Source organism: Streptomyces humicola (assembly GCF_024436035.1).
Classification (GTDB): Bacteria; Actinomycetota; Actinomycetes; order Streptomycetales; family Streptomycetaceae; genus Streptantibioticus_B; species Streptantibioticus_B humicola.
Genome location: NZ_JANFNG010000041.1, coordinates 37,042 through 52,136 on the forward strand (window position 1 = coordinate 37,042; position 15,095 = coordinate 52,136).

Annotated in this window: 14 protein-coding genes and 1 pseudogene; 5 read left to right on the forward strand and 10 right to left on the reverse strand. The window is 72.2% G+C overall.

Annotation, left to right across the window (positions count from 1 at the left end):
• Positions 1-56: 56 nt before the first annotated feature.
• On the reverse strand, positions 57-2,597 hold the full coding sequence (locus tag NGB36_RS30580) for an MFS transporter (RefSeq protein WP_255923849.1): 2,541 nt from the start codon (positions 2,595-2,597) through the stop codon (positions 57-59).
• On the reverse strand, positions 2,594-3,160 hold the full coding sequence (locus tag NGB36_RS30585; RefSeq protein WP_255923850.1) for a MarR family winged helix-turn-helix transcriptional regulator: 567 nt from the start codon (positions 3,158-3,160) through the stop codon (positions 2,594-2,596). Before NGB36_RS30585 ends, NGB36_RS30580 begins: the two co-directional genes overlap by 4 nt.
• 190 nt (positions 3,161-3,350) lie before the next feature.
• On the opposite strand from NGB36_RS30585, the gene NGB36_RS30590 reads away from it, so the two are divergent.
• From NGB36_RS30590 to NGB36_RS30605, 4 genes and pseudogenes are all read left to right on the forward strand, one after another.
• Positions 3,351-4,292, forward strand: coding sequence for a heavy metal-binding domain-containing protein (locus NGB36_RS30590; protein ID WP_255923851.1), 942 nt, complete (start codon positions 3,351-3,353; stop codon positions 4,290-4,292).
• A gap of 24 nt (positions 4,293-4,316) precedes the next feature.
• Positions 4,317-5,177 (forward strand): heavy metal-binding domain-containing protein, encoded by an 861-nt coding sequence (locus NGB36_RS30595; RefSeq protein WP_255923852.1) that lies wholly within the window; start codon positions 4,317-4,319, stop codon positions 5,175-5,177.
• Between the two features lie 51 nt (positions 5,178-5,228).
• Complete coding sequence (locus NGB36_RS30600; protein ID WP_255923853.1) at positions 5,229-5,666, forward strand: hypothetical protein; 438 nt, start codon at positions 5,229-5,231, stop codon at positions 5,664-5,666.
• A 192-nt stretch (positions 5,667-5,858) separates the two neighbouring features.
• Positions 5,859-6,014: pseudogene (locus NGB36_RS30605) on the forward strand (oxidoreductase); the annotation flags it as partial.
• On the opposite strand, the gene NGB36_RS30610 reads toward NGB36_RS30605, so the two are convergent.
• Genes NGB36_RS30610 through NGB36_RS30645 form a run of 8 tightly spaced genes read right to left on the reverse strand, consistent with a single transcriptional unit; the run spans position 5,998 to position 13,993 of the window.
• On the reverse strand, positions 5,998-7,215 hold the full coding sequence (locus NGB36_RS30610; protein ID WP_255923854.1) for a 4-hydroxybenzoate 3-monooxygenase: 1,218 nt from the start codon (positions 7,213-7,215) through the stop codon (positions 5,998-6,000). The pseudogene NGB36_RS30605 and the gene NGB36_RS30610 sit on opposite strands and share 17 nt — an antisense overlap.
• Positions 7,212-8,465: a bifunctional 3-oxoadipate enol-lactonase/4-carboxymuconolactone decarboxylase PcaDC gene (pcaDC, locus tag NGB36_RS30615; protein WP_255923855.1), complete on the reverse strand. Its 1,254-nt coding sequence runs from the start codon at positions 8,463-8,465 to the stop codon at positions 7,212-7,214. Before pcaDC ends, NGB36_RS30610 begins: the two co-directional genes overlap by 4 nt.
• Positions 8,462-9,877, reverse strand: coding sequence for a 3-carboxy-cis,cis-muconate cycloisomerase (gene pcaB / locus NGB36_RS30620; protein WP_255923856.1), 1,416 nt, complete (start codon positions 9,875-9,877; stop codon positions 8,462-8,464). Before pcaB ends, pcaDC begins: the two co-directional genes overlap by 4 nt.
• Positions 9,864-10,427: a protocatechuate 3,4-dioxygenase subunit alpha gene (gene pcaG / locus NGB36_RS30625; RefSeq protein ID WP_255923857.1), complete on the reverse strand. Its 564-nt coding sequence runs from the start codon at positions 10,425-10,427 to the stop codon at positions 9,864-9,866. Before pcaG ends, pcaB begins: the two co-directional genes overlap by 14 nt.
• Positions 10,420-11,193, reverse strand: a complete 774-nt coding sequence (gene pcaH / locus NGB36_RS30630) for a protocatechuate 3,4-dioxygenase subunit beta (protein WP_255923858.1) — start codon at positions 11,191-11,193, stop codon at positions 10,420-10,422. Before pcaH ends, pcaG begins: the two co-directional genes overlap by 8 nt.
• 9 nt (positions 11,194-11,202) lie before the next feature.
• Positions 11,203-12,387 (reverse strand): thiolase family protein, encoded by a 1,185-nt coding sequence (locus NGB36_RS30635; protein ID WP_255923860.1) that lies wholly within the window; start codon positions 12,385-12,387, stop codon positions 11,203-11,205.
• Positions 12,388-12,404: 17 nt separating this feature from the next.
• Entirely contained in the window at positions 12,405-13,163 is a 759-nt protein-coding gene (locus NGB36_RS30640) for a CoA-transferase subunit beta (RefSeq protein WP_255923861.1), read from the reverse strand.
• On the reverse strand, positions 13,160-13,993 hold the full coding sequence (locus NGB36_RS30645) for a CoA transferase subunit A (protein ID WP_255923862.1): 834 nt from the start codon (positions 13,991-13,993) through the stop codon (positions 13,160-13,162). The genes NGB36_RS30640 and NGB36_RS30645 overlap by 4 nt, the downstream gene beginning before the upstream one ends.
• A gap of 286 nt (positions 13,994-14,279) precedes the next feature.
• On the opposite strand from NGB36_RS30645, the gene NGB36_RS30650 reads away from it, so the two are divergent.
• Positions 14,280-15,095 (forward strand): IclR family transcriptional regulator (locus NGB36_RS30650; protein ID WP_255923863.1); only part of this gene is annotated, 816 nt, incomplete at its 3' end.

Here is a 15,095-nt window from a genome sequence, read left to right on the forward strand (position 1 = left end):
GGGCCGTGCCCGGTGATGTCACCGGGCACGGCCCCTTCAGTGCTTCTCGGCGCGCCTTACGCCGTCGGGTCCTCGTGGTCCAGGTCGACGTCGAACCCTTCCAGGCCGGCGCCGTCCAGGCGGAGCGGCGTGGCCACGGGGGCGTAGCCGCTGGCGATGACCGTGTATTCGCCGGCGGCGAGGTCCGTGAAGCCGTACTCGCCGTCGGTGCCCGTCGTGGACGTGGAGACCACGTTGCCTCCGGCGTCGACCAGGGTGACCTGGGCGTCGTCGAGCGGCTTGCCGGTGGTGCTGCGGACCACGCCGCGGACGCGGGCGCCGGGCTCCAGGCGGATCTCGTAGTGGCCGGGGATGCCGCTGTTGACCTCGACCGGGAGGGCCGCCGGGCGGTGGCCGGCCGCGCTCACCGCGAGGGTGTACGAGCCCGGGACCAGGTCGGTGAAGCCGAAGCCGCCGTCGAGGCTGGATGCGCCGGAGGCGATGACCTCGCCGCGCACGTCGGTGGCGACCACCAGCGCGCCCGGCAGCGGGTCGCCGCCCGCCGCGTCGCGCACCGCGCCCGTCAGGCCGGCCGTGCCGCCGAGCACGAGGTCGAGCTCGACGGGGGCGTCGCCCACGACCACGGTCGCCGCCTGCGGCTTGCGTGCTCCGGCGGAGCCGATCAGGACGTAGGTGCCCGCGGCGGTGGCGTCCACCGCGTACCGGCCGCTCTCGTCGGCCGTCGTACGGCCGAGCTGCCTGCCCGCGACGTCGATCAGGGTGACGACGGCCTGCGGAACGGGCGCTCCCGTGCCGTCGAGCACATGGCCGCCGATGACGCTGCGCGCGGTGCCGTTGACGTGGTCGAGCACGGCCGTGGCCGCCGCAGGGGCGGCTGCCGGTGCCGCGTCGGCAGGGGCGCCCTGCGTGTTCTCCGCCGCGCGTGCCTCCAGGCCGGAGACCTTGCGCAGCGGCACCTCCTTGGTCCACAGCGCGACGAGGAAGCCCAGGGCGATCACGACGGCGCCGAGCACGAAGACCACGTGCATGGCGTCGGTGAAGCCCACCTTGAACGGTTCTGCGAGGCGCGGGTCGAGGTGCTGGATGAACGACGAGTCGTTGAGCACGCCGGAGGCCGCGCCGCCGCCCGCCGAGGGGTGCTTGATCATCTCGAGCACGGGGGCGTTGGCCGGGTTGGAGATGACGGCCGGGTCGTGCACCGCCGCCTGGAAGTCGGCGGTCGGGACGGCGGCCCGGAAGGCGGAGCCGATCTTCGTGGTCACGTTGCTGAACAGCACGGAGAGGAAGATCGCCGTACCGGCCGTGGCGCCCATCTGCCGGAAGAACGTGGCCGACGCGGTCGCGACGCCCATGTCCTTGGGTTCGACGGCGTTCTGCACCGCGAGGGTGAGGATCTGCATGCAGGCGCCGAGGCCGATGCCGAACAGCGCCATGTAGGCCATGGTCTCCGGCAGCGCGGTGTTCCACTGGATCCGGTAGTGGAACAGGAGCATGGCCGCTGTGATCAGGGCGGTGCCGATGACCGGGAAGATCTTGTAGTGGCCGGTCTTGGAGATGATCCGCCCGACGACCATGGTGCCGGCGATCATTCCGATCATCAGCGGCAGCATCAGCAGGCCGGACTTGGTGGGGCTGACGCCCTTGACGATCTGCAGGTAGAGCGGGATCAGCAGCAGGCCGCCGAACATGCCCATGCCGACGAGCACGGAGAGCACGCTGGTCTTGGAGAAGACGGCGCTGCGGAAGAGCCGCATCGGGATGAGCGCGTCGTCGCCCATCGCCCGCTCGACGAAGACCCAGACGATCAGGCCGACGGCGCCGATGGCGTAGCAGATGACGGCCTTCGTCGAGGTCCAGCCCCAGCTCTGGCCCTGCTCGGCGACGAGCAGCAGCGGCACCACGCCGATGGCGATGGTGACCGCGCCCCACCAGTCGATGCGACGGTCACGCCGGGTGTGCGGAAGATTGAGCACCCTGGCGACGACGAACAGCGCGATGATGCCGACCGGCACGTTGACGAGGAAGACCCAGCGCCAGCCGGTGATCGACAGGATGCTGCTCTGGCCGGCGAGGAAGCCGCCGATGAGCGGGCCGATGACGCTGGAGGAGCCGAACATGGCGAGCATGTAGCCCTGGTATCGGGCGCGCTCACGCGGCGGCACGATGTCGCCGATGATCGCGAGCGCCAGCGACATCAGGCCGCCGGCGCCGATGCCCTGGAAGGCACGGAAGCCGGCGAGTTCGGTCATCGAGGTGGAGAAGGAGCAGGCCGCCGAGCCGACGACGAAGATGGTGATCGCCGCGAGGAAGAACGGCTTGCGTCCGTAGAGGTCGGACAGCTTGCCGTACAGCGGCGTCGCGATCGTCGAGGTGATCAGGTACGCCGTGGTGACCCAGGCCTGCGAGCTGAGGCCGTGCAGGTCGTCGGCTATGGTACGGATCGACGTACTGACGATGGTCTGGTCGAGGGCCGCCAGGAACATCCCCAGCATCAGGCCGCTGAGGATGGTCAGGATCTGGCGGTGGGTCAGCCGGCCTCCCGAGTCGGGTATCGCCGCCGTTCCCCCGCGTGTCGGGGACGCTGCCGTGCTGCTCATGCGTGCTTTTCTCCTTGCTCCACCGCGGTGCCGGAGTGCGGCCCGGCGCCGAGGTGCCCGTGTGTGAAGTCCACCAAGTCGTCGTTGAGGCGCGTCATCAGCCGGATGAGCTGATAACGGTCCTCGGGCGACCAGGACGCGAGAAGCGCCCCGAGCTCGGCGTCGCGCTGACGCCGGAACTCCATGTACGTCTCGTGTCCTGCGTCGGTCGCGGTCAGCAGGTAACCGCGCCGGTCCTCCGGGTCCGGGCGGCGCTCGACCAGGCCACGCTCGACGAGCGAGCGCACCTGACGACTGACCGTCGACAGGTCGAGGAAGGCCTCGGCCGCCAGGTCGGTCGCCCGCCGGGCTCCGTCCGTCACCAGGCGCGCCAGCAGAATGCGCTCGGCCGCGCCCGGCTCGTTCTTGGCCCGGTGCTTCCATGCGGCCATGAGCCGGCTGAACCGAACGATCTCGATTCCCAGGCCGGCGCCGGCCTCCTCGGCGGTGGCGGTGCCTACGGGGGCCGCGCCGGACCCGTGCCCGGTCTTCCCTCCGTTGTCATGGACCGTCCCCTTGCCCATCACGCTCCGCCTCCCCCTCGCCCGTGCTTGCCACCCGGATACTTCGTTGCTTGCATCCACCAAGTTATCACACCCGCGGCGCAGACAGCGCCCACGACCCCGGACTCCCGTTGCCCGGCCTGCGGCGACCGGGCATAGACTCGAACCCGCTATGCCCTCGGTCGGGGCGCGGAGCAGGAAGTTGGTGTCCATGAGCGGGGAATGGACGGGGGCCGGGCTGCCCCCGGTGGCGGCCGCACGCATCGACGAGTTGCGCCGCAGCGGCACCTGGTCCTCGGCGCTGTCGACCGGCGAGTTCGCCGCACTGCGCGCCGTGGGGTTCGAACCGGTGGGCCAGGTGATGGGCTCCGCCGTCTACCACGTGGGCCGCAGCGGGCGGTACTGGGGCTACCACGACTGCCTCTACGCGGGCGCGCGCTACGCCTTCGCGGGCTCGTACGCGCACGTCGCTCTCTCCGGGCGCGGCGCCCCGTCGGCCGGACTGGTCCAGGTGCTCGACCAAGCGCGCCGCGCCGCCCTCGAGCGGATGACCGCGGAGTGCTCGGCGCTCGGCGGCGACGGCGTCGTCGCGGCGCAGCTGACCGTGGCGCCCTTCGTGGCGCAGCCGAACTGCCTGGAGTTCAAGGTGATCGGCACCGCGGTGCGGGCGGCCGGGACGGTGCGGGCGTCGCATCCGTTCACCTGCCACCTCGACGGCCAGGGGTTCGCGAAGCTGGTGACCGCGGGATGGGTGCCCGTGGAGCTGCTGTACGGGATGTCCGTCGGCGTGCGCCACGACGACTTCGGCACCCGCGCGCAGACGCGTTCATGGAACAACACCGAGGTCAGCGGCTGGAGCGACCTGGTGCAGGCAGTGCGCTCCGACGCCCGTGCACACCTGCGGGCGCAGAGCGGCCGACGAGGCGGGGACGGCGCGATCCTCTCCGCCGGCGACCTGCGCATCTGGCACGAGTCCTGTATGCGCAGCGGCAACAACGAGCAGGAGGACCACGTGGCCGAGGCCACGCTGGTGGGCACCACCGTCGCCCGCTTCACCGCGAGCAAGCAGCCGCCGCGCACGCTCACGGTCATGCCGCTCGACCCGGAACGCAGGCGCCGGGCCATGCGCCGTACCGCCACCGAGATGCGATGAGAATCCGATGAGGGGAACCCGTTCATGACCGTCTTCAACCCCGCCGATGGCACACCTGACGGTGCCCCCGCCCAGGGCGTGCCGGCCGACGCGATGCGGCGACTGGCCGAGCTGCAGCCGGGCAAGCCGGGTTCGATCTTCACAAGCGACCTGTCGGTCAACGAGTTCCTGCTGGTGCGCGAGGCGGGGTTCAGGCCGATCGGCCTGGTGCTCGGCTCCTCGATCTACCATGTGGGCATCCAGCTGGGCCGCTGGGGCAAGAACCAGGAGCTGACCACGCTCAGCCAGGCGATGTACCACGCGCGCGAGCTGGCGATGACCCGCATGGAGGCGGAAGCGGCGCAGCTGGACGCGGACGGCATCGTTGGCGTACGGCTCACCGTCGAGGCGCGTGAATTCGGCAGCGACATCGCGGAGTTCATCGCGGTCGGCACCGCGGTCAAGGCCGACGAACCGGCGCCGGGCGGCAGCGGCGGGAGCTGGCGCAACCTCAAGGGCCAGCCGTTCACCTCGGACCTCAACGGCCAGGACTTCTGGACGCTCATCCGCGCCGGATACGCACCGCTCGGCATGGTGATGGGCACCTGCGTCTACCACATCGCGCACCAGCGAATGGGGCAGATGTTCTCCAACCTCGGCAAGAACGTGGAGATCGAGCAGTTCACGCAGGCGCTGTACGACGCACGTGAGCTGGCGATGGAGCGGATGCAGCACGAGGCGGAGGAGCTGCAGGCGGAGGGGATCGTCGGCGTCCAGCTCAACGCGCACAACCACCGCTGGGGCGGTCACACCACCGAGTTCTTCGCCATCGGCACGGCCGTGCGGCCGCTGCGCGAGGACCACGTCATCGAGCGTCCGACGATGGTGCTCAGCCTGGACGGCTGAGGCCCCGACCCAGCAGACTTGAAGCGACCACACACCACGAGAGGCCCCGCGATGACCTCGCCGCACGACCCCGTCCCGTTCGAGCCCGGCGGGGAGGCAGACTCCATCGACGTGCTGACCGCCGCGCTGCGCAGGGACGCCGCCGATCTGGAGGTGTACGCCCAGGTGCTCACCGGCACGCTGTCGGACGCGCTGCCGCCCGGCTCGGTCGCCGTCGAGCGCAAGCGCGGCATGGCCGACCGCCTCGCGGGGCGGGAGGGCCGGGTCGAACGGCTGGAGGTCTTCCTCGGCGAGCAGCGCCTTGTGCTGAATCTGGCGAGCGGACATCCCAAGGGCGAGGTGTGCAAGGAGGTCCGCGGGGTGGTGCTGTCCCGGCGCCCGGTGGCGCTCGACGAATGGGTGCGGGAGCTCGCGGGCGCGGTCGCGGCGCGCGCGCAGTCGGACGCACGGGCGCGGGCTGCGCTGGAGCGGCTGGTGCTCGGGGAGTAGGGAAGTCGCCGCGGTCTGCTCCGCAGCCGCGCGTGCGGTCCGCCGCGGACCGGCTGCTCGCCGTTCTCGACGCGTTCGACCTGCGGAGCACCGCGCTGTCGCCGTCAGGTTTCCGCGGTCACGAAGGTGTTCGCATCGTTCGTTCCCCTTCGTTGCCCACCCACCCTCTGTGTGAAGGACGGGAGCGCCATGACGCGCTCAGGGCTCGGCACGTGCGGGACAGACGTCGTCGAGGGCACGCCGGATCACCGGGACTCGGTGCTCACCGGGGAGGAGCGGGCGAGCGGCGAGACGATGATGATCTGCCTGTCACGGTGCACCGGGCCCCGCCTCACCGTGGATCTGTGAGCTTTGGATCTGTGGGCGCCGGAGAGTCGAACGGCAACCCCGTGTAGTTCTCCGCGAGTTCCGCTGCCACCGCCCGGGAGGTCGCGATCCGCTCCAGCTGTGCGAGTTGCAGCCGGGTGTCGAACGCGGTCTGCTGCGGATCGACGTGCAGCATGCTGGTCATGACGTACGAGAAGTGCTCGGCGCGCCATACCCGGCGCAGGCACGTGTCGGTGTACGCGTCGAGCAGCTCGCGGGAGCCGGTCGCGTGCCAGTGGGCGAGGGCCCGCCCCAGCACCACGACGTCGGAGACGGCGAGATTGAGACCTTTGGCGCCGGTGGGCGGGACGATGTGCGCGGCGTCGCCTGCAAGGAACACCCGGCCGTACTGCATGGGTTCGGTGACGTGGCTGCGCATCGGCAGCACCGCCTTGGCGGTGATCGGACCGCGTTCCAGCTTCCAGCCGCTGTCGGTGGCGAACCGCTGGCCGAGTTCGTCCCAGATGCGTTCGTCGCTCCACTGCGCCACATCGGTGCCGTTGGGGACCTGGAGGTACAGGCGGCTGACGCTGGCGGACCGCATGCTGTGCAAGGCGAAGCCGCGGGGCGAGTGGGCGTAGATCAACTCGTCGCAGGACGGCGGAACGTCGGCGAGGATGCCGAGCCACGAGTAGGGGTAGGTGCGCTCGTACGAGCGCCGGACGGCGGACGGCAGGGCGTCGCGGGTGACGCCGTGGAAGCCGTCGCAGCCGACGACGTACTCGCAGGTCAGGGTCTTGGGGCGGCCCTGGTGGGCGTAGTGGACGGTCGGCCGGGCGGTGTCGGCGCCGGTCACCGAGTGCGCCTGCGCTTCGAAGAGCAGCGGTGCTCCGTCGGCGAGTTGGAGGCGGACGAGGTCCTTGACCACTTCGGTCTGGGCATACACCATGACGCGTCGGCCTCCGGTGAGCGCGGGGAAGTCCACGCGGTGGGTACGGCGGTCGAAGCGCAGCTCGATGCCCTCGTGGACGAGGCCTTCGCGGTCCATCCGCTCCCCCGCCCCGCAGTCGCGCAGCACGTCGACAGTGCCCTGTTCGAGGATGCCGGCGCGTTGGCGGTTCTCGGCGTAGGGGCGGTCCCGGCTTTCCAGGACGACGCAGTCGATGCCGCTGTTGTGCAGCAGGCGGGCGAGCAGCAGACCGGCGGGACCGGCGCCGATGATGCCGACGGTGGTGTGCGTCATCCTTCTCCCTGCTCCGTCTCTTCTTCGTTGCCGCGTTCTTCGTTGCCGCGTTCTTCGTTGCCGCGTTCTTCGTTGCCGTGGTGCTCGCGCAGGATGCGGTCGGCGACGGCGAAGGCCGCGTTGGCGGCCGGCACCCCGCAGTAGACGGCCGACTGGAGCAGGACCTCCTGGATCTCCTCCGGCGTCAGGCCGACCGTCAGTGCGGCGCGCACATGCATGGCCAGCTCGTCGAGGTGGCCATGGGCGACGAGCGCGGTCATGGTGATGCAGCTGCGCGTTCGGCGGTCGAGCCCCGGACGGGTCCAGATCCCGCCCCATGCGTAGCGGGTGATGAAGTCCTGGAACGGCGCGGTGAAGTCGCTGGTGCGGGCGACGGCGCGGTCGACGTGGGCGTCACCGAGCACGGCCCGGCGCACCGCCATGCCCGCGGTATGGCGCGAGCCGTCGTCGGACGGGCGGTGGTCGCAGGCCGGGGGCACCAGATGGGCGAGGAGCGCGGCGAGGACGGGCGCGGGGCGCTCGACGGTGGCGAGGTGCGCGACGCGGGGGATCTCGACGAGCGCCGCCTCGGGGATGGCGTCGGCGAGTTGGCGGGCGTGCGCGGGCGGGGTGGCGGTGTCGTCGCGTCCCGCGACGACGAGGGCGGGCGCGGTGATCCGGTGCAGATCGGCGCGCAGGTCGTAGTCGGCGAGTGCGTCGCAGCACGCGGCGTAGCCATCGGGGTCGGTGGCCCGCAGCCCGTCAAGGAAGACCTTCGCCGTCGGGTCGTCGGCGAAGGCCGGGGTGAACCAGCGGCCTGCCGCGGCGTCCGCGATCGGTCCCGTGCCCTTGTGCCGGGCGAGCGCGGCGCGTTCGTGCCACGCGGCGGGTTCACCGAACCGCGCCGAGGAGCAGATCATGGCCAGCGAGCGCATCCGCGCGGGGTGGTGGACGGCGAGCCAGGCACCGACCGCGCCACCGAGCGAGATGCCCGCGAAGTCGAACGCGCCGACCCCGAGCCGATCGGCCAGGTCGAGCACCAGGCGCCCGAGGTCGGCGACGGTGGTGGCGCCGGGAGTGGGGTCGGGCAGCACGTCGGTCGGTGTGCCACCGTGGCCCGGCAGGTCCCAGCGGATGGCGCGGAAGTGCCGGGCGAGCGCCGCAACGTGGGCGTCCCATACGGAGAGCGACGTGCCGAGCGACGGGCCCAGCAGGAGCGCGGGCGCGGCGTCGGGTCCGTCGACGCGGTGGTGGAGGGCGGGTGTGGTCATGGGGTGTCCGGGGTGTCCGTTGCTCGTGGGGCGCGGTCGGCCAGGGCGCGGTCGACCAGGGCGACGGCGGATCCGAGGTAGGCGGCCGGGTCGGTGAGATCGCGCAGCCGCTCCTTGGGGAGCAGACCGGCCAGTGCGGGCTCGTCCAGGAGCGCCTCGTCGAGGTCGGTGCCCTCCTCGGCGGCGCGGCGGGCGGCGGACGCCAGCGCTTGCTTGGCCTCGCCGCGTCCGATCAGGGCACCGAGGGACACGGCGAGGCGTTCGGAGGTGACCATGCCGCCGGTCGCGTCCAGGTTCTCCCGCATCCGGTGCGGGTGGATCTGCAGGCCCTCGGCGAGGTCGGCCGCGTGCGCGGCCGCACCGCCGACCAGACGCAGGGCCTCGCGCAGCGTCTGCCACTCGGCATGCCAGGCTCCGGCGGCGCGCTCGTCCTCCGCGGCGAGACAGCCCAGCAACACCGAGGCGAGGGCGGGGAGTTGGCGTGCCGCGGCGGCGACGAGCGTGGCGCGCACCGGGTTGGCCTTGTGGGGCATCGCCGACGAACCGCCGCTGTCGCCCTCGCTCACCTCCCCGGTCTCGGTGCGGGCGAGGACGAGGACGTCGGCGGCGACCTTGCCGAGCGCCCCGCCGGTGAAGGCGAGCGCCGAGGCGAGGTCGGCGACCGGCGTGCGCAGGGTGTGCCAGGGCAGCAGGGGCTCGGCGAGACCGGTCTGCCCGGCGTATGCGGCCAGCAGCCGCGGGCCGGGGTCGCCGGCCGCGCCCGTCTCCTGCTCCTGCGCGAAGGCGCCGAAGGCGGCGAGGGTGCCGGCGGCGCCCCCGAGTTGGGCCGGCAGGCTTGCTCGGACCGCCTCGAGCCGGCGCCGGGCGTCGAGGAGGAGCGTGCGCCAGCCGGCCGCCTTCAGCCCGAAGGTGGTGGGAACGGCGTGCTGGGTCAGGGTACGGCCGGGCATCGGTGTGGCACGGTGCCGGACGGCGAGCCGGGCGAGTGCGGCCGCCGTGCGGTCCAGGTCGTCCAGGACCGGCGCCAGGGTGCGGCGGGCGACGAGCATGGCGGCCGTGTCGAGGATGTCCTGGCTGGTGGCGCCGCGGTGGACGTACGGGGCGGCGGCCGCATCGACCGATTCGGTGACCGCGGCGACCAGCGGGATCACGGGGTTGCCTCCGGCGCGGGCACGCAGTGCCAGGTCACGTACGTCGAATCGGTCGGCGCGCGCTGCGGCTGTCACCGCCGCAGCGGCCTCGGCGGGCGCGAGGCCCAGCGCCGCCTGAGCGCGGGTCAGCGCTGCCTCCGCGTCCAGCATTGCCTGCAGGAACGCGGTGTCGCCGGTCTCCGCCTCGGCGGCGGATCCGGCTCGGACGGGTGAGAGCAGTCCGAGGTCGGCTCCCGGCTCGTGCGGTTCACGGGAAGTCAAGGAAAACCGTCTCCTCGTGGGCGCCGTTGTCCTGCAACCGTACGTCGAATCGGTGGACGCGCTCGGTCTCCGCGATGGCGATCAGGGTCGCGCGGCGGCGCGGTTCGAGCGCCGTGAGCAGCGGGTCGTCGGCGTCCGTCAGGTAGGCGCGGGTGAACAGGTGGTGCAGTAGCCCGCGAGCGAAGACGCACACCGCGAGGTAGGGCACGCCCCCGGGCGGCAGGGTGCGGATCGCGTAATGGCCGTCGGCGTCGGTCGGCACCCGGGCGAAGCCGGTGAAGTCCAGGCCGTGGCGGCCGATGACCGCGCCCGACACCGGGTCGCGGCGCAGCGATCCGGGCGCTCCGGTGCGCGAGCCGTCCGGTGCGGGCTGCCAGAACTCCAGCAATGCGTCGGGGACGGGTGCCCCTGCACCGTCGTAGACATGGCCGTGGACCGTGATGGCGCCCGGGTGTCCGGCGGGTGCGATGTCGGCGCCGCCGGGGAAAGGCAGCGCATAGCCGTAGAACGGGCCGACGGTCTGTGACGGGGTCGGTGCGAGCTCAGCCATCGCGGCCCTCCTCGATCCAGGTGGCGGCCGGGCCGTCGAGGACGATGTCCCAGCGGTAGCACAGCGACCACTCCGGGCTTGACCGGTCGTGGGCGTAGGTGGCGACGAGCCGGCCGCGGGCACTGTCGTCGGTGACCGCCTGCAGGATCGGGTCGTACGGGAAGAGCGGGTCGCCGGGGAAGTACATCTGGGTGACCAGCCGCTGGGTGAAGGCGGTACCGAAGAGCGAGAAGTGGATGTGGGCGGGGCGCCAGGCGTTGGTGTGGTTGCGCCACGGATAGGGGCCGGGCTTGATGGTGGTGAAGCGGTAGGTGCCGTCGTCGCCGGTGAGGCAGCGGCCCACGCCGGTGAAGTTGGGGTCGAGCGGGGCGGGGTGCTGGTCGCGCTGGTGGGCGTAGCGGCCGGAGGCGTTGGCCTGCCAGATCTCCACGAGCTGGCCGCGTATGGGTTTTCCGTCGCGATCGAGCAGCCGGCCGGTGACGGTGATCCGCTCGCCGATGGGTTCGCCGGTGTGCTGACGGGTCAGGTCGGCGTCGAGGTCGGTGACATCGGTGACGCCGAAGACCGGTCCTGACAGTTCGACGGCCTCCGGGTCGCGCACCTCGACGAGGGCATGTTTCGGGTGGCGCAGCTCGCTGCTGCGGTACGGCGCGTAGTCGCGGGAGGGGTGGTGGCGCACGGCGGCGCCGTCGGCGAGCGCCTTGGCGTATGCGTCGCGGGCGGCCGTGATCTCCGTATCGATCTGCGACTGGTCGAGTGCGGTCATGCGGTGCCGCTACCTTTCCAGCACCAGGGCGAGGCCCTGTCCGACGCCGATGCACAGGGCCGCAAGACCGGTGCCCGAGCCCGCAGCGGCGAGCTGGTGGGCGACGGCCCCCGTGATACGGGCACCGGATGCACCGAGGGGGTGGCCGATCGCGACGGCTCCGCCGCGCGGGTTGAGCACCTCGGGGTCGAGGCCGTTCCAGGCGGCGAGGCAGCCCAACGCCTGGGCGGCGAAGGCCTCGTTGAGCTCGAGGACGGCCAGATCCGCAAGGCCTCGGCCCGCCTTGGACAGCGCCCTGTCCACCGCCTCGACCGGACCGAGGCCGAAGTACTGCGGTTCGATCCCGGTCACCGCGCTTGCCCTGATCCTGGCGAGGGGTTCGCGGCCGACGGCCTTCAGGCCCGCCTCGTCGACGAGGAGCAGCGCGGCGGCGCCGTCGTTGAGCGGCGAGGAGTTGCCCGCGGTGACGGTTCCGTCCTTGCGGAAGACCGGCTTGAGCCTGGCGAGCGCTTCGAGGGAGGTGTTGTCGCGGATGCATTCGTCGCGCGTGAGGTCCACGCCCTCGTACGCGACGACCTCGGCGTCGTAGGCGCCGTCCTTCCAGGCGCGCGCCGCCTTCTCGTGGCTGGCGAGCGCGAAGGCGTCCTGCTGCTCGCGGGTGATGCCGTGCCGGTCGGCTACGAGCTCGGCGCCCTCGCCGAGAGAGACGGTCCACTCCTCGGGCATACGGGAGTTGACCATGCGCCAGCCGAGAGTGGTGGAGTACAGCTCCTGGTTGCCCGCGGGGAAGGCACGCTCCGGCTTGGGCAGCACCCACGGCGCGCGGGACATCGACTCGACGCCGCCTGCGAGAGCGATCGAGGCGTCCCCGATGGCGATGGCGCGGGCCGCCTGGATGACGGCTTCCATGCCGGAGCCGCACAGCCGGTTGACGGTGGTGCCGGGCACGGTGACCGGAAGTCCGGCGAGCAGCACGGCCATCCGGGCCACGTTGCGGTTCTCCTCGCCCGCGCCGTTGGCGTTGCCGAAGAAGACGTCGTCGATGCGGGCTGGGTCGAGGCCGGGGGTGCGTTCGACCAGGGCGCGTACGACGTGCGCGGCGAGGTCGTCGGGGCGTACGCCGGCGAGCGCTCCCCCGTATTTGCCGATGGGCGTACGCACCGCGTCGACGATGTACACATCGTGCGGCTGCATGGTCAGCTCCCTTGCTGTCAGGCGGCCTTGAGGGCGCGCAGTGTGGCGAGTTCCTCGGGGGTGGGCGGGGCGGTGGTGCCGATGGAGTCGGCGGTCTTCAGCTCCCAGCCGGTGGCGGCACGCACCTGCTCGGCGGAGACGCCCGGGTGCAGCTCGGTGAGGACCAGTTCGGCGGTGGCCGGGTCGGGGCGCAGCACGCCGAGGTCGGTGATGACGGCGGTCGGGCCCTTGCCGCGCAGGCCGAGACGTTCGCGGTCGCCGGGGCCGGAGCCGTGGCCGACGGTGGTGGTGAAGTCGAGGCGGCGCACGAAGTTGCGGGGCGAGTGGCGCAGCACGATGAGGACTTCACCGCAGTTGGCGGCGATCTCGGGCGCGCCGCCTGCGCCCGGGAGACGGCCCTCCGGCTTGTCCGGACCCCGGTCGACGACGGTGGTGTTGATGTTGGCGTGCCGGTCGATCTGGGCCGCGCCGAGGAAACCGACGTCTATCCGCCCGGCCTGCAGCCAGTAGTTGAACATCTCGGGCACGGAGACGACGGCGTCCGCGGTGTCGGCGAGTTCGCCGTCGCCGATGGACAGCGGCAGCCGGGTGGGCTTGGAGCCGAGGGTGCCGGATTCGTAGATGAGCACCAGGTCGGGGCGGGCGGTGCGGCGGGCGAGGTTGGCGGCGGTGCTCGGCAGGCCGATGCCGACGAAGCAGGTGCGGGCGCCGGCGAGCGCGCGGGCCGCATTGACCGTCATCAGCTCGTCGGGGGTGCAGGGCGCGGTGGTGGTCATCGCGCGGCGGCCTCCTCGGTGCGGACTGAGACATGCTCGTTGAGCCAGGTGCGGAAGGTGTCGCGGTCGCGCGAGACGGCGTCCCACGCCTGGTAGAAGTCGTTGTCGCGCACCGAGTATCCGGCCGCGTACGAGGGATGGGCGCCGCCGGGCACCTCGGCGACGGCGGTGACCGCCCAGGAGGGCAGGACGACCCCGCCGGGCCTCGGCCGCAGTTCGTCGGTGATCTCCTCCACCGTCACCAGGACGCGCTCGGCGGCGAGCGCCGCCTCCTTCTGCACGCCGGTGAGGCCCCACAGCTGCACATTGCCTTCGCGGTCGGCCTGCTGGGCGTGGATGACGGTCACATCGGGGTTGAGGGCGGCGACGGCGGCCAGCTCCTCGCCCGTGAAGGGGCAGAAGACGGTGGAGACGGTGTCGGTGCGGCTTGCGATCTCGCTGCCGCGGTAGCCGCGAAGCACGGCGAAGGGCAGTCCCGATGCGCCGGCGACATAGCGGTTGGCCATACCGGCGTGGCTGTGCTCGTCGACCTCCAGTGGCCGCGGCCAGCCGTTCTCGACGGCGTCGCGGAAGCGGTGGAGCGATCCGACTCCCGGATTGCCGCCCCAGGAGAAGACGAGCTTCCTGACGAGCCCGGCGCCGATCAGCTGGTCGTAGATCACGTCGGGGGTCATCCGCACCAGGGTGAGGTCGGTGATGCCCTGCCGGATCACCTCGTGCGCGGCGGCGAACGGGATGAGGTGGGTGAAGCCTTCCATGGCGACGGTGTCGCCATCGTGGATCAACTCCGCCACCGCGTCGTGGAGGGTGCGAATCTTCGGCGCTGCCATGGGCCTCGTCCGGCTCTCTCTTGTTCGCCTGGTGAACTTTAGTTCATAATATGCTCGCAACCGAGTCTCATACGGACGAGAGGCCGTGTCAACGGTGACGAGCGAGGATGTGAGCGACGCACGCGGGCAAGCGGAGGGGGTCCCGCCATGGAGCAGGGGAAGGGCGGCCCAGGAACGAGGCCGGCCGCGGAGCGCGCGAGGGGGTCTCCCCGCGGAGCAGGAGGAGGGCGGTGAAGCGAACCAAGAGGCAGCCGTCGCGCCGCCGCCCGAGGCGGTCGGCCCGCTGATGCGGGGCCTCGCCGTCCTGCGCGAGCTGGCCGTGCACGAGGGACGGCGCCCCGTCAGCGAGCTGGCACGGGCGACGCGGCTGGCCCGCGCCACCGTCGATCGGGTGCTCAGCACGCTGGTGCGCATCGGGTACGTACGGGTCGAGGGGCGTGACGCCGTGCTGGCGCCGCGCCTGATGGAGCTCGGCAACGCCTATCTCGCCGCCTGCCGCCTGCCCGACCTGCTGGGTCCGCTCGCCGACCGGCTCGCCGACACCCTCGACGAGTCCGTCTCCCTCGCGGTGCCGGACCGGGACGGGGTGCGCTTCGTCCACCAGGCGCCGCGGCGGCGCGCGATGTCGCTGGCGTTCCGCATCGGCGATCTGCTGCCCGCCGAACGCGGCGCTTCGGGCGCGCTCTTCGCGACCACGTGGAGCGAGCGGGAGTGGCAGCAATGGCGCGAGCGCCGGGCACAGGACCCGCAGGACACCGGGTTCCCGGCCGTGCCGCGCGGGAACGGCGACGCCGCGGCCTCCTTCGAGGAGCGCATCGCAGCGGCCCGCAGTCACGGCTGGTCGCTCGACGACCAGCTCATCGAGCCGGGCCTCGTGGCCATCGCCGCGCCGGTGCGCGATGCGCAGGGCCGGTGGGTGTGCGCGGTGAGCGTGGTCAGCCACACGAGCCGACACGACACCGGCTCGCTGCGCACCTCCATCCTGCCCCGGCTGGAGGCGACGGCACGGCAGATGGAACAGGTGCTCGCCGCGCCGACGGCCGACGCGCCCTCGACGCGTGCGTCGAAGCAGGAGCTGGGCACGACCTCGCCCCCTCCCACC